Origin of the sequence: Photobacterium proteolyticum, from assembly GCF_001939735.1 — a bacterium.
GTDB lineage: Bacteria > Pseudomonadota > Gammaproteobacteria > Enterobacterales > Vibrionaceae > Photobacterium > Photobacterium proteolyticum.
Genome location: NZ_MJIL01000069.1, coordinates 268,989 through 288,797, shown reverse-complemented (window position 1 = coordinate 288,797; position 19,809 = coordinate 268,989). Strand labels below are relative to the sequence as shown.

Here is a 19,809-nt window from a genome sequence, read left to right as displayed (position 1 = left end):
TAAAATTTCACATAGTAAGGTACAACAAAATAGTTCATTACCAAGCCTTCAAGGCTAGTATAAAATTTTAAATATACGCAATAAACATTTCTAAAACGTTACCTTACTCGCTATTACCAATTTAGCGAACCACTTATTGCATATGTAACTTTAATGTCATCCGTAATAGATATAACATATGTCAGTTTTTTGCTTATATCTAAAAGGTCATCCCTATGGACAGTGGACTTGCTCTCATCTTTATCGTTTCTTTCGTCAGCCTGTTTGTGCTGCGAAAGGTAGCCAAGAAGATCCAGCTCGTCGACGTTCCATCTGGAAGAAAACAGCACCTTGGCACTATTCCTCTTATCGGCGGTCTCGCTATTTTTGGCACCGTAACGCTTGCGCTATTCATGACACCAGACCTGGCCAGAGACACTAACCTTTACCTGTTCTGTGCTTCGGTTCTGGTTTTCACAGGTGCAATAGATGACAAATACGACATTAGCTTCAAAGCACGACTCGTCATTCAAGTCATGATGTCTGTCATCATGATTAAATTCGGCAGCCTGTACCTTGCCAGCCTCGGTAACTTACTGGGCTTTGGCAATTTGACCTTAAACACACCATTGAGCTACCTCATTACAACGTTAGCTGTTCTCGGAGCCATAAATGCCTTTAATATGGTTGATGGCATAGATGGATTACTCGGAGGTCTGGCTACAGTCACCTTTTCATCGCTCGGCTACCTGTTCTGGCTTGACCATCAGCTAGATCTTTACCATTTCTGCCTGGTTATCGTTATCGCAACAATCCCCTATGTCATGCTCAACCTTGGCTTCCCGCTTGGACAACGCTTTAAGGTATTTATGGGCGATGCCGGTAGTGTATTCATTGGCTTCACCGTCATTTGGCTTTTGGTCAACGGGACTCAAGGCGAAAGCACACCACTTCGCCCAGTAACGGCGTTGTGGTTAATTGCTCTTCCACTTATGGATATGACAACTATCATGATCCGTCGTATCCGCAAAGGACAATCGCCGTTTAAGCCTGACCGTGAACACCTTCACCACATCTGTCAGCGCATTGGCCTATCACAAAGAATGACCCTTCTTGCTATATGTGGTTTAGCATCACTGTTTGCCTATATCGGCGTGCTTGGTGAACAAGCTAAGGTGAGCGAATCAATCATGTTCAACGCTTTCCTTATGCTATTCGCTACCTACTACCTGTCTATCACACATATTTGGCGGATCACGGCATTCCTTCGCAAGATCAACATCAATATGACAGAACTAGCCAGCAAGAGAGCCAACAGAGAAAACAGAAGCTAATTAACCCTAGATAAAACGTACATTGTTAATGGCTTAGGTATAAACAGCACCCTCTATAGGTCACATTATCTAAAGACGTCTCATAACTGCTACTTACATCCTACCATATAAAGGCTACACTTCATTTGTGCTCCGATGTGGCATAGCAATACTTTCAGTAATTTAAACGACATTGCATTATGATGAAATTACCGGAAGCATGATTATAACAAGAACTCTGTTAGTAGGAGGATGTATGCAAAAAAGAACAACTTTCAACTGGAGAGTAGAAGAACTTTTTGATGCAATCTTCGAGGCAGGCTTTATTTCCCTGTGGAAAGGATCTCTATTTCTAGACGAGCTTGAAAAATACGATAGACAATCGAAGGCGATGAGACGAGAAGATAGAAGGCAGGAATATTTGAAGTAAGTAGAACAATGTTCATTAAAGCACTTAATAGCAATAAGCCCTGTTGCTATTTAGGCAATTACAACAGGGCATAAGTACGAACACTCTTAGCTACCGCATATATTTATTTTTCTGAGTTTGTTTGTTGTGGAGCTTGGCCTTGCGTTTCTAAACTAAAATCAATAGGTTTATTCGTGCCAAACAGCTTATGGATAAAGGTAATAATACGCCAGATATGGCTGATCACAAAGAAGTAAACCGCAAACACACCTAAGAAGCTAGCAAACATTACTGATTCACTGATCTTCTCCATATCAGACCAAATACCAACACCTGCCATGACTATAGCCATTGTACATATCACGAACAGCGACATACTTGAAGAAAGCCCAATACGTTGACAAATATGATGAAGGTGCTCACGATCCGGCCTAAACGGCGATTGCCCTTTTCTTATACGACGAACCATGATTGTTGCCATATCCATAAGAGGAATCGCAATAACCCATAATGCTGTTACCGGGCGAATATAGGTATTGTTCTCACCTTGAGTCGCTTCAATCAGCAACCAAATTACAGTGAAACCAATAAAGATACTGCCGGCATCGCCCATAAATACCTTAAAACGGCGCCCTAGAGGAAAACCAAGGTTTAACATGATATATGGCACGATTGCAGTCACGATCAAGCCACAAGTCATTGCCAAATCCATGTTCCCGTCAACTAGGAACATGAAGCCAAGCGCACCAAAAGTTACAGATGCCAAACCACCAAGCAGCCCATCAATTCCATCGACCATGTTGAAAGCGTTAATCGCACCGATAACACCAAGAACAGTAATGAGATAACTAGCAGCAACGGATAGCTCTATGGCTTCACTGCCCATCAGGTAACCCAAATTATGAAGGCTCTTATCACCAATCAGCATCATCGCAAACGACACACCAGCCTGAATAATAAGCCTCAGCTTAAAACTGATATCGTAGCGATCATCAACAACCCCTGTAATCACCAAAATCAAGGCACAAACCAAAAATAGCAAAGCATCTGGTGTTATATGTGCAAACAATAAGAAGGTAATAGCTAATGTAATAAAAATTGAGACACCACCAACTAGAGGGATTACACCTTGGTGATGTTTACGAGCATTTGGTTTATCAACCAAACCAACACGCTTTGCCACTTTTCGAAAAACGAAAAGGCTACAAAACGAAGTAAAAAATACAAAAATAAATGCGGTAGGCATAAGGTTNTCAACCAAACCAACACGCTTTGCCACTTTTCGAAAAACGAAAAGGCTACAAAACGAAGTAAAAAATACAAAAATAAATGCGGTAGGCATAAGGTTTACTTATAGATTTAAAGGTTCGAGGTTCGAGGTTCGAGGTTCGAGGTTCGAGGTTCGAGGTTCGAGGTTCGAGGTTCGAGGTTCGAGGTTCGAGGAAATAATAACGAAAAAGAATACTAGCCAACAACACTTAGCTAACTAACTTCAATGCTGTATCACCTTTAATTAAACTACTTAGGTATTCACTGAAATTAGTTCCAAGCCTTTCATGACGCAGACCATACTCGACAAAGGCTTTAAGATAACCGAGCTTATCACCACAATCATGGGATTTTCCAGTCATATGGAAAGCTTCGACGGTCTCTTGTGCCATCAGCATATCAATGGCATCAGTGAGCTGAATTTCATCGCCAGCCCCAGGAGGCGTCATCGCCAGTTTGCCCCAGATATTCGATGACAGCACATAACGGCCCACCACCGCCAGGTTAGACGGCGCTTCCTCAACGGTCGGTTTTTCTACCATCGCGGTCATCGAATGAGACTCGCCCCCTTGCAGGGTCGCCCCACCGCAATCGACAACACCGTATTTGGACACCTCAGACATCGGCACCGGTTCAACCATGATCTGGCTACAACGTGTTTGTTCATAACGCTGAACCATCGCCGCCAAATTCTCAGCCGACTGATCAGCGGTATACTCATCCAAAATGACATCTGGCAACACCACGGCAAACGGAGCATCCCCCACCAACGGTTTGGCGCACAGAACGGCATGGCCCAACCCCTTGGCATGGCTCTGGCGAACATGCATGATGGTGACTTCGTTCGGACAAATCGATTGCACTTCATCAAGCAACTGACGTTTCACGCGCATTTCCAGCGTAGCCTCCAGCTCATAAGAGGTATCAAAGTGGTTCTCTATCGCGTTTTTAGACGAATGGGTGACCAGCACGATCTCTTTAATACCGGCCGCCACACATTCATTGACGATATATTGAATGAGCGGCTTGTCGACAAGCGGCAACATCTCTTTTGGGATCGCCTTGGTCGCAGGCAGCATGCGTGTACCTAGTCCCGCCACTGGAATGACGGCTTTTGTTATTTTTTTCATAGAAGACCATAATGAAGTTTCTACCATGCACCTATACAAAGTGGCGGTAAACCTGTTTCATGTTTAGGAATAAAGAGAAATATGGAATTTACAGGTTACCCTGCACGCCTAACGGACTAAATAAGTAGTTGAGTTATCATAAAGAACTTTTTACTTTGGTTAAACCCCGTTTACAGAGTAAAAATCGGATAACACTTTTTAAATGCCAATAAAAATGCTTCGAGAACATAGATCTATTAGCATGTTCAGCAAGGTGCTGCATTTTTACATTTGGGAAAAAAGTTACTGGACTTCCTAATCGATTACTTCTAAAGCAAATATCAATATCTTCACAGTACATAAAATAATTCTCATCAAAACCTTGTAGCGTCTTGTAATGTGAAGCAGTAAAAGCTAAAAACGACCCTGCGGCCCAATCAGTAATAGTCGGTTTTATTATGTTTTTTTTATTGATGATGCTAGAGTTCCCCAAGCCTAAAAACGAATTTATAAATTGAGTTAAACTGGGGAATTTTCGGATAGAATTATCAGGCAAAGAATATTTAGCATCTTTAAATAAATTTACAGCAGCAATTGGAACCTTTTCCTTATTCATAGAATCTACAAGTTGCTCAATAGCTTCTACACTTGAGATTACGTCAGGATTGAAAACAATAAAAGTATCACCATCATTCATTTTTAATATATTACTACAATGAGAGAAAACAACATTATTATTGTGACCAAAACCCAAGCCATATAGTTCATCTATAACATGAATGTTATTCTCTTTAAGATAAGACACCAAGTCCAATTCTTTTAAATTAAGTTTCACAACAACGTTGAATTTCTCTGCTAAATTAGCAAGACAATCTAATTGTTTAATTAAACCACCATGACCGTGTGAAACTACAGAAATATATACTGCCATATCTAAAAAACCCAGCCCTTTAAACAATAAGTATAAAAGCTATAAATTCGTATTTGAATGTTCATGTAATTGCAGATAATCAGCGATAATATCACTAACTATTTGTTCATCTCTTGTAGATAAGAACTCTGAATAATTCCTAAGTTTTAATAGCCCAGTTAACAGACCTGTAATTTTTGTTTCAAGATCTTCTAGGCTATCGAAGCACGCTTCAATTAAATTTTCATTATAGAAATAATGGACAGTCTCACATTGTTCATCAGCACTTTCATTTAATTGAGGGTACCTTGGTATGGCTATTGTAGGTTTATTACTCTCTATCGATTCTATAATGCTTCCATACCCTCCCTGACAAATAATAAGATTACTATTTTTTATTTTTTCAAGAAGTTCATCATGACTTAAAAATGAAACACTTTGACAATTATTAAATTTATAATTGGTTGAGCCAGATTGAACAAAAAACTCTTCAGAAAAATCAACAGCAACCTTATCTATAGCTGAAGCCAATCGAGTAAACTCATAAGGATTAGTACCAAATAAACATAAGATCATTTTAGCAACCCGACTCTTGCCTTAGGATAGTATTTCAACAAACATTTTGATTGAATAATAAACAAATCGGCATATTTATACAATAGCATGCCTGTTTTAGATGGAGTAGAAATACGCGCACCTGTTTCAAGGAAAAGCAACTTTCTTTTAAAAACTTTACAAATCAAGCAATAAAAAATACATAATCCAGCACCAGATGAAATTACGATTTGAGGACGAGTTTTAATAAAAAAGTAAAGGGATTGGACAAAGTTAACTAAAAACATAAGTTTTGAAGTGTGAGGATCACAAATATAAAGTGTATTAGGCATTTTCTTAACAGCATTATAGCCAGAAGAAGCTGTGATCCAGGTAATATTAAGACCGTTAACATGAGGAAGAGCTCTTTTCAGTTCAGCCATGTGTCCTCCCCCAGAACAAATTGCAACGACTTTCACTTATATGCACTCCTTTTTAATAAGATTTACGGATTCCATAACTTCATTAACACCTGTATCTATTGAAGTTATCCCGTATAATCGCCTTATTATTTTATACCCCTCAAGCTTTTTACTATATACCTTATCATCTGCTATATCAGAGCGTCTACTCACAACTATGTCATAATCACACTTCAAGCAATAAACTAATGACTCTCTCAACTCTTTTTTTATAAAAGAAGAAAATAATACCAAGGGTAATCGAATATTATTAGTATCAACATACAGATCGACTACAGTATCAAATACATACCTGTCGATAACATTAAAATCAACATCTGTTCTGATTTTTGATCTTCTAACAAAAGTATGGAATATAATATGATCCAGAAAAACCAATATAATATATAAATTCCCAAGTGAACCTTGATAATCATGGTAACCAAGTTTACCCCATGTGTATTGCTCATAATAACTCTTTCCGAACAATCTACATATAGCATTAAATATTTTTGATATATAATTATTAAAACGTAACCATACTGATCTTGACTTATATGAATTCATGCTCAGTTGGTCAGTCAACTGTGAACAAATTGTACTTTTACCAACACCATCAGGACCTATAACCTGAATTACTTTCATAAATTCACCTTACTATCAAAAACACTCAGAGAGTTTGGATACATGGCCATAAACTCGCGCTCTCTGTTAATATGAAGAGGAACCTCTCGCTCATCGATTTTATTTAAAAAAGATAAATTTGAAAAACAGAATACATCAACAGGGACTCTATATATCAACCCTAAAAATCTTAACTTAGTTGCTTGGCAATATGCAAACAAGCTAGAAATTAAACCTGAATTATGAAATATTCTGATATCAATATCACTAGACTCTTTAAGAGTATTTCGACACAGACTACCAATAAATAAAACATCTCTAATGTGTTTACTATCAGATAGATTTGAACAGCAATCTAACACATATTCAACTTTTGATTTTGTAAGCACCTTCGATGCAAACAAATAGCGATATACCACAAAAAACTGACCATTAAATATATAATTTCCAACATGTCCCAAACAAATAGAAAAAAACACATCCAATCCCGAAAAATACAAAGCTGTTGAAAGAAATATCGTTATAGATAATTTATATAACAACTCCCCGAACTCCATATAACGAGCACCTTGGAATAAGACATTTGAAAGAAGTACCATTATTTTTAAATTCAAAATGGCATATAACAGACCTCTTCTTGCGTACTTAATCTTTGCCATTATATTTACTCCAAAAAATACTATTTATCTTTTCTACTTCGTCAAAGAATGATTGATTAGCCAGTTTAAGTTCTACTTTATCAAGAATATCTATGGGAATATCCTTTTTGTTTATAATCACACCAGGGAAGTTCTTGATACTAGAAACCCCACATTCTTTTGTTGTTATGATTTGAATGCCTAATTCAGCGGCCTCAAGTACAACGATAGGCAATTCAGACATCACAACTCTAAATGGCAAAACTAATATTTTAACATCAGAAAGCTCTTTTAATAGTTCTTCCCTACTTAACATGCCGAGTATAAACTTAACATTACTAGAGTTATTGCTATAATTAATTAATCTTTTCTTTAATGAATCCCTTTCAATACGAGTGATAACTTTACATTCATAGCCTTCAATTTTATTAAATAAATTAAGAGCGATGTCAAAGCCTCTTGTCTCAAAAGGAGGCCCCAAATACGCCACTTTATCTCTTTTTATCTCAATGTTATTTCCTCCTCCCCAATTGTCTTTTTTAAAAGGTATTAAATGAAGTTTATTATTAAGAGTTGAGAACAAATTATAAGTTTCATCGGAGATAAATATAACGGAATCAGCGTTAGAAAAAACATTACATATTAAAGATTTTGGAATCAATGAAATAATGATCAAGCGGTATAGATCTTGGATATTTCTTAATAAATTGTTAAGTCCTAAACAAAAAAAACTAGAAAAGTTATATATAGGCAATGAGCAAAAGTATGTTAGTTTATACTTTCTACTCCTAAAGCTATCGAAAGTAATAATATCTTTCAAAGAAAAAACCTTTATAACCTCACCAGTAAATGTTTTAGGTATATCCTTGACACTCCCTACAATTATGCAATCGTAATCTTTTCTTAACTTTTCAATAAAATATGAGACAGAGTACCAAGGCTGCCTCTTTGCAAGCTCAGAGTTATAAGCCGCAATAACGATATACTTCTTAGTTTTCATATGTTTTTAATAATTCCTGACAAGATATATCTCTATTAAAATTATTCCTTTCTAAGCGGCACGCTTCAACGTAAACGTCATAAGCCTCTGGTGATAGATTTATGGCAAATTGAATCGCATCTCTGACTTTATCGGCACTAGATTGATCAATTTTAATGTATGCAGAATCATCTATCTGTGGAACCAATCCTACCTGAGTAGCAATTGTTGGTGTTAAGCATGATATTGACTCTAATACAACTCGAGGTCCAGTTTCATATGATGATGGCATGATGAGAAATCTTGAAGACGATAGTAGTTGAGGTAAGCTTTCTTGAGATACATGCTTTTTCCAATCAATAATATCACTTAAAGCATACTCATTAATTTTACCTTCTAAATACGAATCTAAATCACCCGAACCAATAATTAGGAATCTATAGCCTAACAAATCATTTTTAAGTAATCTTATAGCCTCGACTAATTCAGGAATTCCTTTTCGAAACCCTACGCGTCCGATATAAACAATGGTCTTTGTTTTATCGCCAACACTACATAAAGGCCTAAATGTTCCTAAATCAATACCATTTGCAATTGTTTTTACTTTATTGGTTGGGAGCTTATATAATGAGTAAAGCTCATCTTTTACACCCGCACTAACGGCAATTACATTCGACGAAGCTTTAAATAATGAGTTCTCAAAAAAAGGACTTACAAAGCGTCCCATTAACTTGTATAAAACAGACTTTACATTAATAATTTCAATGTGCTTTGTATCCTCTATCATGGTTGAGTGAACAGTAGTTATTACCTTTGCTTCATGTTTTATATTCAATGGTAAGACTAGCGGGCTATGATAATGAATAACATCAATAACGTGTTCTTGATCATTTAATATTGTTTCACATTTATGTTTAAAAACAAATGAACTTATCACAGGAATAGACGAAGAAGGTATAAGCACATAGGTTACACCACAATGTTGGACCTTTTCTACAGCACCTTTACCAGACCTTCTTATATAAACTTCCACATCATGGTTATTGTTAGCATAATTTTCAGCAATAGATTTAACATGAGTCCCTAATCCTTCAGAAGCAGGGAAAGAACAGGAAGTAACAATTACAATTTTCATTTTTTAAATAACCCCATGTACTTCTCTATATATTTATCGGTAATCGATTCACTACCTCTACTATTAGTAATTTTTATTCCAGTATTTAAATCAAAAAAGTTATCTTGTTCCAAAACTGTTTTAATGGCGTAAAAATAGCTCTCCGTAGTCTTATCTGTTAACACTCCTACCCTCCCAGCGGATAATACCTCTTTTACCTCTCCAACATCATTAGAGACTACAGGAGTATTGGCGGCTATTGATTCAATCAATACCGTTGGACCGGCTTCATGTTTCGAACATATAAGAGTTAGTTCTGAAGAATTATATACATGCTTTATTTCTGCTGATTCAACGACACCAGTCAGATGGAAAAAAACATTTAAACCTAGTTGATTAATTGATAGCTTTACTTCTTCAAAATCTTCCCCATGACCACATAAAATCACTTTGATTGAATTTTTAGAAAAATAGCACTTATTTTCATTAACAAGGTTAATAATAAAAGGGATATCTTTCACCTTCGCGAATCTTCCAATAAAACATAAATAACGGAAGTCTGTGGAAAGACCTAACTCTCTTAGTGAATCCTCTTTCGAAGGTAATTCATTAAAATCTGAAAGATTTAACATAGAAGGGATAATATTATCTATGACAGCTATTTTAGATTCTAGGCTTGGATACTTTTCTATGAAACTATCGATAACGTCTTGTGAAACAGGGATAACTTCATCAACCAAGCGTAATGATAAATACTCTATGAAATAAAACAGTGGAAAAACTAATTTTGAAGCTATTGTAGAGTTTTTGTCTTTAAATACTTCAAACGTTCTTCCATGTAGAGTACATATAACCTTACAACCAGTAAACCAACTAAATAGTGAAAATGGTAACCCGTAATATAGCCTGTGTACATGTACAACTTTGCCTAGTAAGAGAGTACGATTTAAGGAATATTTAAATAACTTAATCCCAAAAGATAAATAACCACGAACGGATGAATCAACCTTAATAAAATTTAATTCTCTATCTGAATAATTTTTTTTCCCGACCCCCAGAAACGTAATACCAATATTTCTTTTTAAAAGGTTAGTAGTTAAGTTACAAACATAGCGAATTCCACCGCCTTGATCATTTAATGACGGATCTGTTTGATATACTTGGATGACATTTAATTTATTTGACATTATTTTCGCCATTATCAATCAACAAAATTTTCTGAACAAAAACAAAAAGAACAATTGTTATAAATACATTCCCCATAGAATACTGAGGATACCAACCATTTTCATTAATATACTTTGAATAATCTATAGAGTGTAAATATAACCTGTGGTTTGAAACCCCAACGAAGCTCTCTAAACTTGTTATTGAGTAAATTAAATATGATAAAAAAACACCCTTCTGATAAATATTACATTTTATGAAGTATAATAAAGAGATAATAATAATAATAAGTAGTGCTATAAAACCAAACGATGATAGTACAAAAAATAACGACGAGCCTTCAACAAAGTTGTTAAAGCCACCAAAAAATAAATTTGACGCATCATTAGAGATATACTGTAGTTGGTCTGCGATAGATTTTAGTCTATAATATACAGTCATATCGACTTCTCGACTAGCATTATCCCCCATAGTAAAATATACAGTAACAGACTCAATAAATTGTATTACTCTCGAATAAAAATTATTTATTATAAAGGGTGATAATATTGTGATACCCAAAGCTATACCAATTAATTTCTTCCTTGTTTTTTTACTAAATACACCATCAACCTTCAATATAATAAACGTATTAATTAGAAGTATTATTATTGGAGACTTTGAATACGTCATAAGTACAACGACGTAAGAAAAAAACATCCAAAAAACATATTCTTTTTTAGAAAAAAGTCCGTTTTTATATCTATAAAAAAAATAGATTGGCAACCAAGAAAAAAACCAAGCAAAGTATAGTAAGTCTCTAATGCCACCCGTTATTATCTGTGAGCCATCACTACCAGACGGTAACCTCAACCCATATGTAACGAATAACATCGGATTGCTTAAGATTATTTTACCTCTAAATATTAGCTCAATAAAGCAAAACAGAAACTGGAATATAATGAAACACAAAATAGCATTATTAATATAGCGCCTATCAACCTGATAAGTGTATAATATAAGCCCAATAAATAACAAAGATGGAATGTAATAATTTACAATCAGAATATTAAAATTATATGTAGTAACATCATCACCACTAACAAAGTAATTTATACTAGAGAATACTAGAACTAATAGTGAAAAGGTCAAGCATAATAACTCTTGGGAGTTTAGCCTGACCTTCCTATTAACAAGCCCTGCAAGTATAATTATGACAGAGATAATCATGATATATGCTTGTTGTAAGTTTAAAATATAAAAGCCATCAGGCATGCTTAGCAGTTTTATATAATATGCAGGTCTCTGCCATATAGGGTAAAATACTAAAATAGCAAACAGAGCTTTTTTTATAGATGTCATCAAAAGATAATTGATAACTAGAAGGAAAGGTAACCCTAGAGTAAGAGCGGCAATTTTCCGCCCACCTAAGTTAAGTTCATCTACACCTATTAGAGCCAGAAAAATAGTGATTATTGTTAGAATAATAAAAAGCAACGTAAGCGAATTGACTTTCGAGCCATTAATTGACACTGACATTAACAGTAAAGACCTTTTTATTTACAATGTACACCTGTAGTATACGACAAATAATACAGCTAATCAGAGTTGAATATACAGCCCCAATGAGACCAAAAGCTGTAATGAATAGATAGCCCAAGATTAAGTTTATAATCACCATTAATGAGTTTATCTTGAAGAGGTCATTTTGCCCTCCTCCCATTATAAGTACCGACTCAAATATACCGCTCATTCCCATCATAATTTGAGCTACAACATATACCTTCAATAACATCAAAACAATTACTGCTTCATCACTACTTACTGACAAGAAATCAAGGATTAATGGACTAAGTATATATATAATCATGCCAAATATACTAACTATAACCCCATTCAAAATTATACTTGGAACTATTAAATTTTTAATTGCTATTACGTTTCCAATATTCTTTGATATCTTATTATTCAAAAAGGTTGTAATAACTGAAGTTGGCAAAAGAATAAACATTCCAATCTTTGTCGTAAGTGTATAGACTCCAACATCGTAATCGCTCAGTAGTATTCCTATTAAGTACGTATCCCCCATTACTAGCAGCATTGTACTTATTGAAATTAAAGAAAAGCCATAACTTTCTGAAACTTTTGGCCGAGCTATTTCAAATTTAGTAACTACACGTCTTTTATACAAAAAAGCCAACAACAACAAAAATGTTATTAACATGCTAATAAGAAATGATAAAAGTAACAACTTTGTACCATCAAGAAATCTTCCTAAAAGTAAAATTGAACTTATATTTATTAAAGGTAAGCCAACTTCATAAATAGCTATTGCTTCTTTTATATAACCAGCACCTTTTAGTATATAGCTATATATCCACGAAGCGTTAAAAAAGAATGCCGACAGAAGAAAAAACACCCAGAAAGTCTCATATTCTGTGCCAGAGAAAAACAAATAGACTGAACCTGTTACAATAGTTGATATAACACTAATTACAGAAACCTGACCTACTGCTATATTCCCAGAAGTATTTCCAGAGGAAACTTCTCGCTGAAGATATGTATCCAACCCCAATCTTGAAAGCATCATAAAAAACATAAAGATGGCTATAGAATATGTATACATACCATAGACCTCTATATTTATATACATAAGAATGACCTTGATTAACATAAACTTCACAACTGCTGAAGACAACTTCAAAATTATGGATTGGGATAAATGGAACCATTTTACATTAATCATATGAGGTAGTTCTTTGTGTTTTAATATATTGCTGCTAAATATGAACAGTTAAGTCTTAAAATAGACACTTATTCTAAATAATGTGTATTAATCCAAATCAATTAAAACCCTTATACCTTCTAAAGTAAGTATTAACATGCTCTTTGATGTGGTTATTATGCTTTCAGTTATTTTAAATAAAAATATCCCACTTCTTGATTATAGTAAATCGGGCATAACGAACTCGAGCATATAAATGAATAACGAAAATTTCACTATAAAATAATGGCGCTATTATAGCGCCAAAAAAAACACTAATAATCACTAGATATTATTCTTTTGATTCATAACTATAATTATAATATCCATAATTACCACCATAATAGCTACTAGCTTTTCTAATAACTGCATTCAAGATGAAACCCTTAACCTCAATTCCACTTTGCTCAAAACGCTGCTTAGCTATATCAATTTCTTTTACTGAGTTCTGCCCAAACCGACCTACTAGCAACGTGGTCCCAGCGTGAGCACCAACAATGGCAGGATCAGTAACAGCTAAAATTGGCGGAGTATCAACAATAACTATATCGTAGTGTTTGGAAGCCCATTCTAGTAATACCTTAAAGCGCGGGTGCATTAGTAACTCAGAAGGATTCGGGGGAACTTTCCCTCGGCCAATATAGTCCAAGCCCTCGACACCCGGTTGTTTAATTAAAGTCTCCACCCCTACTTGTCCACTGAGATACTCAGACAAACCTGGAGTATACGCAACAGCCATCTGTCGCTCCATTCTCCCTTTTCGCATATCGCTATCAATGATTAATACCTTAGAACCAGATTTAGCTATTACAGCAGCCATATTTGCAGATATAAATGACTTTCCAATACTAGGACTAGGACCAGAAATCATAATGATATTATTCTTAGCCTCCATCATTGCAAAGTGGAGGCTTGTCCGAAGGCTTCTCAAAGCTTCAATTGATAAATCAGCCGGATTAGATACTGTTAAGAGAGTCTCATCTACACTAGGTAATTTTTTATTCTTTTGTTTTTTTTCTAGCTCGACCTGCCAATCTGACATTGGAACACTGGCATAGACAGGTAATCCAATCGATTCTATTTGTTCAGGGCTTTCTACCCCTCTGTGGAAAACAGACCTTAGCAAAGCAATAGATATAGCTAAGACCCCTCCTACAATTGTACACAATACCACAATCAATACTTTTTTGGGCTTAACTGCATTTGTGTATGATTGTGCCACATCTAATATACGAACGTTACCAACCGTACTTGCTTTTACGATATTCAACTCTTGAACTTTATTTAATAATTGAACATAAATCTGCTGATTAACTTCTACATCTCGAGTCAAACGCAAAATTTCTCGCTGTGTTTTTGGCAGTTTCTGTATCTGTTCATTCAACCTTTCTCGCTCAGATAACAATGTCTTACGTTTATCTAATAACGAACGATAAGCAGGATGTTCTTTTGTAAAGCGTTGAGATATTTCACTTTCTTTGAAAGTCAACTGATTCAGTTGTGCTTCAAGCTTTACCATAACATCGAGTGTTGATTTAGCTTCTAAACCTAAATCAATGGATTCATTGTCTTGTCGATACTGATTCAGTTCATCTTCAGAAAGCGTCAGTTGGCTCTTAATATCTGGAAGATGAGTACGGAGAAACTTAAGACTGTTCTCGGCTTCTGCAGAGTTACGAGCTACATTCTGCAAAAAATAATTTCGACTTATGTTGTCAAGAATTTCTTCAATATCACGACGATTTTCACCAGTCAGAGATAACTGAAGAATACCAGTTTGTTTACCACGCTCGTTGACAGATAAATTTTGTTGCAACCATTGGATCGCATCAAGTCGAGATCTTTTTAATATAGTAAATGACTCTCCATCACCTGCTGTCAATTGACTAACAAATATACTAAAATCACCTTGCTGAGATAATTCTCCAACGCTACCAGATAGTACCCTATGCTCATTACTATCAACTAATTCAAAATGCCCAGCTTCAGAGTCAGTCACTAATAATGTAAACACATGCATATCAACATGGTTAGGAGCTTCAAAACGACTAATAGAAATCGCATTTTGCTCACCTTGAATACGAGCAAGCCCCTTCCCAACAATAGGCAAGTAATTGGGCGAGGATACAGTCGTTAAATTCAGCTTATCGACTGTTTTTCCTAAAATCATACGTGACTTAATAATCTCAATTTCAGTAGTCGCCGAGGATTCAGAAGCGAAAAGCTCCCCCATTTCACCCAGAGCGGGCATACCAGAGCTTTTGGTTTCAACCTGAATTAATGCATCTGCTTTATAAACTGGTGTCGCCAGCAGCGCATACGCCACACCAAAAATGGCAAAAATGAAAGTAATCGAGATTATATTCCACCGATTATCTAACAGAATACCAAACAGCTTCCCCAAATCAATCTCATCCGAGTCTGCTTGCTTGACTTGTAAATTTTGCGTAACGCTCATAGTTATTTCCAGTAATGAGAGTTTAGTTTCGTAGGACTAGTGGCGAGTAATGAGATCAGCACAATCGATCTTCACTTATTTATAAATCTCACCCTGAGTTAATTCAATTTCTTCGCCCATGCTTTTGCAGCCTCGTCAATTAGACTATAAGCATGCTCAAAAGCTTCACGACTTTGGCGGTAAGGATCAGGAATATCTCTCTGACCAACCCATTGACCAAAGAGCATTGTTTTTCCTCGCGCTTCAGGAGCTATCTTGGTCACTGCCTCTACATGACCTTTTTCCATCACAAGAATAAGGTCATATTCACGGCACAATTCACTTTTTAACTGTTGAGCTATATGGCCATCAAGGCTCACACCGTTTTCTAAAGCAACTTCAGCCGCCATTTTGTCAGCTGTTTTACCAACCAGTGCGCCAACACCTGCAGATGCAACATGTTTATTATGCAATAGTTTTTTTAGTAAATATTCGCCTGATGGTGATCGACAGATGTTGCCAACACAGACTACAAGGATTTTGTTGAACATAGTATTACCAGTTTCGAGAGGCTAGGATCGAGATTCGAGAGGTGTATCTTGAGTAACGCGGCGAACCATTGTAGCAACCTCACTACTCGCACCTTTTTCATCGCTACTCACCTCTATACTCTCCGCGTTTTTCTTGAATTTGTGATGACCGATACCTTATCAGTCCACCAATCATCCGGCTAACTTCTATCAACTCGTCAATCATTTCGTTTGCGGTTGCTTCCGAAATATAACCAAGGTCCCTTGCAAACATCAACTGGGTGACAAGCTCCCCACAAGAGCCTTTGGCTATGTAGAGAAATTTAACATTGTCTTTAGCTGTTCTTCGCTCTGAACCTTCTGCAATATTTGACGGAATTGAAATTGCTGAACGTGATATTTGATCTTTTAGTGCAAAATCTCTGCAGGACTGAAGTAATTTACAGGCACCCAGCGAGACTTGATATCCTCTCTGCCAAACTTCAAGCTTAAGATAATGCATCTGCCCTCCTTGGCTCCTTGAGAGGCAAATTACTCGAAACTCGCACCTCTTATCTCGCTGCTAGAAACTTCGTTTCTATGGCCAATTTCTGATCCGCAGTACGCCTTCACTTAGCTCATTGAAGCCAGTAATTGTTGGGACAATTTGTGAAATTACACGGTTCCAACGAGTAACTGGAGCCGCTGTCACATAAACTATATCGTATGGCTCGAGATCAAACTCTGTCCCAATCAATAAAGCAGATGCATCTTGAATATTGAGTTGGTAAATATTAGCAAGAATCTGATTAACGTCTGCACTATTTTTTGATCCATCTTTTCTTCCACGAATAACAAACACACCAGTAGCATCAGCTGAAAGTTGGTTAATTCCTCCAACATTGCTGAGAGCTTCTGTTAAGCTCATACCGGCACGGTCGATTTTAAGCAATTGAGGTTCGTTCACCTCCCCCATAACAAATACTTTCTGAGCATCGTTGCGAGGAACATGAACAATGTCACCAGGGCGGAGAAGGCGATTTTGCGTTAGATCACCACGCTGCATAAGTGCATATAAAGAAATACTTTCTTCGACACCATTGCTAGTTAATGTGACATTGCGCCAATCAGCATCAGCAGCAAGGCCGCCAGCACGGTTAATCGCATCTAACAAAGTCAGCGGTACATTAGTAATTGCTTGTTGGCCCGGAGTACTTACCTCCCCGGTTACATATGTCTTTTGAGAGCGGAAAGCGGCAACATTTACATCTACTTGCGGGCTTTCGATAAAGGCTGCAAGGCGCGTAGCCATTTCATCACGTACCTCGGTAACCGTCTTACCCTCTACTTTCACTATCCCTATATATGGGTAGAAAATAGTGCCGTCGGCATGCACCCAGTTTCCTGATTCACTCGAGCTACGATAAGAGCCTGCAGGAATCGTCAATTCAGGGTGATCCCAAATAGTCACATTTAGAATATCACCAGGTCCAATTTTGTATCGGTAACGGGCTATCTCAGCATCTAAGCTGGGATTAGTTTGAGAGAATGCTTTAGGCACTTTGAATTGGTTAACGACATTCGCTGTTAAAGGGTAAACATTCACCTGTTCAGAAAAATCGCTATCTTGATTTTGAACCGTGATAACTTTCTTGTCATCAACAGTTAAATGGGCGCCAGGCACCGTGCAGCCTACCAGCATGACAGATGCCATTGCAGTTATAAGAAACTTTTTTGTGAAATCCATATTATAAGATTCAGTACCGATAAATGAAGGGCTGCTCATATTGTACAAGCAATAAAGAGAGCAGATTATCTTGGGTTTGCATCTGGTTATGCATCTACGATTACGATGCGACCAACTTAGCAAATACACAAAATTACATAGTCAACCAAGGCCGCAGAATAAGAAAGAAGGGCCACTAGATGACAATTTTATGCACGCTACCGCCCTTGGGTTATAGCTCCCAATGTGCTTTATATTTCTACTTTCTGGGTGTGCGGGGCCTTTCAACTCGGAAAATACACATATACACCCATTTGTTAGCAACTAACATCCCATGATCTCATGGAAGTTATCTACTTACACAAAAACGGTCGCAATTTTACACAAAATGAGGCTTAAGAGGAACTGTATTTTTCAGAACAGGTTCATCCCCTCGCCCCAACTTAGCACCTAAATTTCTGATAAATAGCAAAATTATCACTTATTCTACTAAACTAACTCTCTCATTTTAAATTCCTGCTTTAAGGCTCCCCTATCCATCACAACCATCAAATTTATTATTTCATTATTAGAGGAAGTTAAAATTGTTTGGTGGCAGTTATGTGTATCCATTGCCATTAATCCAAATAGCTCATATCATTGCCAATGAAGGTGACTTCGCATTTTTGTATTTTTATAAAAATAAGGGAATAGGATGAAAAAGACCACAATAGCATTGCTAGCCGCTATGTCGATGGCTAGTTCTGCATTTGCAGCTACTGAAACTTCAGCTGGTGCGGCAGGTAGCGCATCATCTTCAGCTACTACGGCTGGAGCTACATCTTCAGCAACAGCTGGTGCAACTTCAACTACAGCAGCTACAGCTGGTGCCACAACTGGTGCTGCCGCTGGTACAGCAGGTGCGACTGTTGCTGCTGCAGGCGGCATTACTGCTACAGCGGTCGCTGCTACAGCTGCTGTTACTGTAGCAGCAGTTGCTGTTGCTGATTCAAGCAATAACGATACTGTGACAACTCTTTCTGGTCAGGGGTAATCACAGCTTACTGATATAGCTTTATAACATAACCGCACATTTCTGTGCGGTTATTATTTGCTTTTATTTTAGCCCGCTGCTTCATAAGCGTACCGATTAAGATATGCTTTATTTCAAACTAATGGATAGTTGCTACTCAAATGCGAACACTTCACCGTTCTATTCTTTGTCTCTCTTTAATTCTAGCTTCAGCTACTTTAACAGGCTGCAGTCAAAAATTTAATGATGTTAACGACACAGTTAAGATCGCGCTTTTTGGGGAAGCTGACATAAAGTTAGATCAGGATGATATTTATAACCTTCCTTATGCTAGCATTTATGCGAAAGTGAGTAACGGCCCTCAAGCATTCATGGTGTTAGCTCTTGCTGAGTCCCAAACAAGCTTAGGCCAGCACCAAGCTACATCACAACAAGCTAAACAACTAAAGTGGATGTCTTCAGACAACGGGATGCTAGTTACAGAAAGTGGGCGATTAGTAAAAACGCTAAATTTGCCGCAAGGTAATCTTATCGAGACTATCAGCTCACAGCCTGATCCCCTTGCTCTAGGGCTTCATCTGCCTTCAACACCAACAACCTGGCAACGGAAGATTGATTGGCAACCTGGTTATCATTATGGCTATACATTACAGTCCGAATTTACACGCCAGAAAAACACAGTAATTATCGTCAATGAAAAGCCTATTGAAGCACTGCACTTTACTGAAATTGTAACGGTTTCTAGCCTCAGCATAGAGTATCAAAATGACTTCTGGCTATATCCACAAACAGGAAAAGTGCTAAAAAGCAAGCAAAAGCTCGCACCTAGCCTGCCATATGTCGAAATTACTTTATTGAAGCCTTATTCATAACACG

At 36.8% G+C, this 19,809-nt stretch carries 20 protein-coding genes; 4 read left to right on the top strand and 16 right to left on the bottom strand.

Annotated features, from left to right (window positions below; translation table 11 throughout):
• Positions 1-215: 215 nt before the first annotated feature.
• The gene (wecA, locus tag BIT28_RS12435; protein WP_075764106.1) at positions 216-1,313 is read left to right on the top strand and encodes a UDP-N-acetylglucosamine--undecaprenyl-phosphate N-acetylglucosaminephosphotransferase; all 1,098 of its coding nucleotides are present in this window, start codon (positions 216-218) and stop codon (positions 1,311-1,313) included.
• A gap of 235 nt (positions 1,314-1,548) precedes the next feature.
• Positions 1,549-1,722 (top strand): hypothetical protein, encoded by a 174-nt coding sequence (locus BIT28_RS29535; RefSeq protein WP_175577520.1) that lies wholly within the window; start codon positions 1,549-1,551, stop codon positions 1,720-1,722.
• A gap of 103 nt (positions 1,723-1,825) precedes the next feature.
• On the opposite strand, the gene wecA (BIT28_RS12430) is transcribed toward BIT28_RS29535, so the two are convergent.
• The 16 genes from wecA (BIT28_RS12430) to BIT28_RS12355 all read right to left on the bottom strand — a co-directional run bounded on the left by wecA (BIT28_RS12430) (position 1,826) and on the right by BIT28_RS12355 (position 17,942).
• A complete protein-coding gene (wecA, locus tag BIT28_RS12430) occupies positions 1,826-2,947 on the bottom strand; it encodes a UDP-N-acetylglucosamine--undecaprenyl-phosphate N-acetylglucosaminephosphotransferase (RefSeq protein WP_075764225.1) in 1,122 nt (373 codons plus the stop codon).
• Between the two features lie 232 nt (positions 2,948-3,179).
• Positions 3,180-4,100, bottom strand: a complete 921-nt coding sequence (galU, locus tag BIT28_RS12425; RefSeq protein WP_075764104.1) for a UTP--glucose-1-phosphate uridylyltransferase GalU — start codon at positions 4,098-4,100, stop codon at positions 3,180-3,182.
• 136 nt (positions 4,101-4,236) lie between these two features.
• A complete protein-coding gene (locus tag BIT28_RS12420; RefSeq protein ID WP_075764102.1) occupies positions 4,237-5,010 on the bottom strand; it encodes a glycosyltransferase family protein in 774 nt (257 codons plus the stop codon).
• A gap of 39 nt (positions 5,011-5,049) precedes the next feature.
• Complete coding sequence (locus tag BIT28_RS12415; protein WP_075764100.1) at positions 5,050-5,565, bottom strand: glycosyltransferase; 516 nt, start codon at positions 5,563-5,565, stop codon at positions 5,050-5,052.
• Positions 5,562-6,002 (bottom strand): PssD/Cps14F family polysaccharide biosynthesis glycosyltransferase, encoded by a 441-nt coding sequence (pssD, locus tag BIT28_RS12410; RefSeq protein ID WP_075764098.1) that lies wholly within the window; start codon positions 6,000-6,002, stop codon positions 5,562-5,564. Before pssD ends, BIT28_RS12415 begins: the two co-directional genes overlap by 4 nt.
• Positions 6,003-6,629, bottom strand: coding sequence for a hypothetical protein (locus BIT28_RS12405; RefSeq protein ID WP_075764096.1), 627 nt, complete (start codon positions 6,627-6,629; stop codon positions 6,003-6,005). It lies immediately after the preceding gene.
• Positions 6,626-7,267, bottom strand: a complete 642-nt coding sequence (locus BIT28_RS12400; RefSeq protein ID WP_075764094.1) for a hypothetical protein — start codon at positions 7,265-7,267, stop codon at positions 6,626-6,628. The genes BIT28_RS12405 and BIT28_RS12400 overlap by 4 nt, the downstream gene beginning before the upstream one ends.
• A complete protein-coding gene (locus BIT28_RS12395) occupies positions 7,254-8,246 on the bottom strand; it encodes a glycosyltransferase (RefSeq protein WP_075764092.1) in 993 nt (330 codons plus the stop codon). The genes BIT28_RS12400 and BIT28_RS12395 overlap by 14 nt, the downstream gene beginning before the upstream one ends.
• On the bottom strand, positions 8,236-9,360 hold the full coding sequence (locus tag BIT28_RS12390; protein ID WP_075764090.1) for a glycosyltransferase family 4 protein: 1,125 nt from the start codon (positions 9,358-9,360) through the stop codon (positions 8,236-8,238). Before BIT28_RS12390 ends, BIT28_RS12395 begins: the two co-directional genes overlap by 11 nt.
• Positions 9,357-10,526: a glycosyltransferase family 4 protein gene (locus BIT28_RS12385; RefSeq protein WP_075764088.1), complete on the bottom strand. Its 1,170-nt coding sequence runs from the start codon at positions 10,524-10,526 to the stop codon at positions 9,357-9,359. Before BIT28_RS12385 ends, BIT28_RS12390 begins: the two co-directional genes overlap by 4 nt.
• On the bottom strand, positions 10,516-12,024 hold the full coding sequence (locus BIT28_RS12380; protein WP_075764086.1) for a hypothetical protein: 1,509 nt from the start codon (positions 12,022-12,024) through the stop codon (positions 10,516-10,518). The genes BIT28_RS12385 and BIT28_RS12380 overlap by 11 nt, the downstream gene beginning before the upstream one ends.
• Positions 12,008-13,138 carry an oligosaccharide flippase family protein gene (locus BIT28_RS12375; protein ID WP_245823681.1) on the bottom strand — a complete coding sequence of 377 codons (1,131 nt, stop codon included), beginning with the start codon at positions 13,136-13,138 and terminating at the stop codon, positions 12,008-12,010. Before BIT28_RS12375 ends, BIT28_RS12380 begins: the two co-directional genes overlap by 17 nt.
• A 403-nt stretch (positions 13,139-13,541) precedes the next feature.
• Positions 13,542-15,707 (bottom strand): polysaccharide biosynthesis tyrosine autokinase, encoded by a 2,166-nt coding sequence (locus BIT28_RS12370; RefSeq protein ID WP_075764082.1) that lies wholly within the window; start codon positions 15,705-15,707, stop codon positions 13,542-13,544.
• Positions 15,708-15,805: 98 nt separating this feature from the next.
• On the bottom strand, positions 15,806-16,237 hold the full coding sequence (locus BIT28_RS12365) for an arsenate reductase/protein-tyrosine-phosphatase family protein (protein ID WP_075764080.1): 432 nt from the start codon (positions 16,235-16,237) through the stop codon (positions 15,806-15,808).
• Positions 16,238-16,340: 103 nt separating this feature from the next.
• A complete protein-coding gene (locus tag BIT28_RS12360) occupies positions 16,341-16,718 on the bottom strand; it encodes a four helix bundle protein (protein ID WP_075764078.1) in 378 nt (125 codons plus the stop codon).
• 75 nt (positions 16,719-16,793) lie between these two features.
• Positions 16,794-17,942, bottom strand: coding sequence for a polysaccharide export protein (locus BIT28_RS12355; protein ID WP_075764223.1), 1,149 nt, complete (start codon positions 17,940-17,942; stop codon positions 16,794-16,796).
• A gap of 673 nt (positions 17,943-18,615) precedes the next feature.
• Here BIT28_RS12355 and BIT28_RS12350 point away from each other — a divergent pair.
• Positions 18,616-18,954: a hypothetical protein gene (locus BIT28_RS12350; protein WP_075764076.1), complete on the top strand. Its 339-nt coding sequence runs from the start codon at positions 18,616-18,618 to the stop codon at positions 18,952-18,954.
• Positions 18,955-19,094: 140 nt separating this feature from the next.
• The gene (locus tag BIT28_RS12345) at positions 19,095-19,805 is read left to right on the top strand and encodes a YjbF family lipoprotein (protein ID WP_075764074.1); all 711 of its coding nucleotides are present in this window, start codon (positions 19,095-19,097) and stop codon (positions 19,803-19,805) included.
• Positions 19,806-19,809 lie beyond the last annotated feature (4 nt).

Excerpts from the sequence above, each read along its gene's own strand:
- BIT28_RS12375 (WP_245823681.1), bottom strand. The coding sequence starts at position 13,138 with ATGTATATAAATATAGAGGTCTATGGTATGTATACATATTCTATAGCC.
- galU (WP_075764104.1), bottom strand. The coding sequence starts at position 4,100 with ATGAAAAAAATAACAAAAGCCGTCATTCCAGTGGCGGGACTAGGTACA.
- BIT28_RS12365 (WP_075764080.1), bottom strand. The coding sequence starts at position 16,237 with ATGTTCAACAAAATCCTTGTAGTCTGTGTTGGCAACATCTGTCGATCA.
- BIT28_RS12390 (WP_075764090.1), bottom strand. The coding sequence starts at position 9,360 with ATGAAAATTGTAATTGTTACTTCCTGTTCTTTCCCTGCTTCTGAAGGA.
- BIT28_RS12350 (WP_075764076.1), top strand. The coding sequence starts at position 18,616 with ATGAAAAAGACCACAATAGCATTGCTAGCCGCTATGTCGATGGCTAGT.
- BIT28_RS12345 (WP_075764074.1), top strand. The coding sequence starts at position 19,095 with ATGCGAACACTTCACCGTTCTATTCTTTGTCTCTCTTTAATTCTAGCT.
- wecA (WP_075764225.1), bottom strand. The coding sequence starts at position 2,947 with ATGCCTACCGCATTTATTTTTGTATTTTTTACTTCGTTTTGTAGCCTT.
- BIT28_RS29535 (WP_175577520.1), top strand. The coding sequence starts at position 1,549 with ATGCAAAAAAGAACAACTTTCAACTGGAGAGTAGAAGAACTTTTTGAT.
- BIT28_RS12355 (WP_075764223.1), bottom strand. The coding sequence starts at position 17,942 with ATGGATTTCACAAAAAAGTTTCTTATAACTGCAATGGCATCTGTCATG.
- BIT28_RS12415 (WP_075764100.1), bottom strand. The coding sequence starts at position 5,565 with ATGATCTTATGTTTATTTGGTACTAATCCTTATGAGTTTACTCGATTG.
- BIT28_RS12400 (WP_075764094.1), bottom strand. The coding sequence starts at position 7,267 with ATGGCAAAGATTAAGTACGCAAGAAGAGGTCTGTTATATGCCATTTTG.
- BIT28_RS12420 (WP_075764102.1), bottom strand. The coding sequence starts at position 5,010 with ATGGCAGTATATATTTCTGTAGTTTCACACGGTCATGGTGGTTTAATT.
- BIT28_RS12385 (WP_075764088.1), bottom strand. The coding sequence starts at position 10,526 with ATGTCAAATAAATTAAATGTCATCCAAGTATATCAAACAGATCCGTCA.
- BIT28_RS12405 (WP_075764096.1), bottom strand. The coding sequence starts at position 6,629 with ATGAAAGTAATTCAGGTTATAGGTCCTGATGGTGTTGGTAAAAGTACA.
- BIT28_RS12360 (WP_075764078.1), bottom strand. The coding sequence starts at position 16,718 with ATGCATTATCTTAAGCTTGAAGTTTGGCAGAGAGGATATCAAGTCTCG.
- BIT28_RS12395 (WP_075764092.1), bottom strand. The coding sequence starts at position 8,246 with ATGAAAACTAAGAAGTATATCGTTATTGCGGCTTATAACTCTGAGCTT.
- BIT28_RS12380 (WP_075764086.1), bottom strand. The coding sequence starts at position 12,024 with ATGTCAGTGTCAATTAATGGCTCGAAAGTCAATTCGCTTACGTTGCTT.
- wecA (WP_075764106.1), top strand. The coding sequence starts at position 216 with ATGGACAGTGGACTTGCTCTCATCTTTATCGTTTCTTTCGTCAGCCTG.
- BIT28_RS12370 (WP_075764082.1), bottom strand. The coding sequence starts at position 15,707 with ATGAGCGTTACGCAAAATTTACAAGTCAAGCAAGCAGACTCGGATGAG.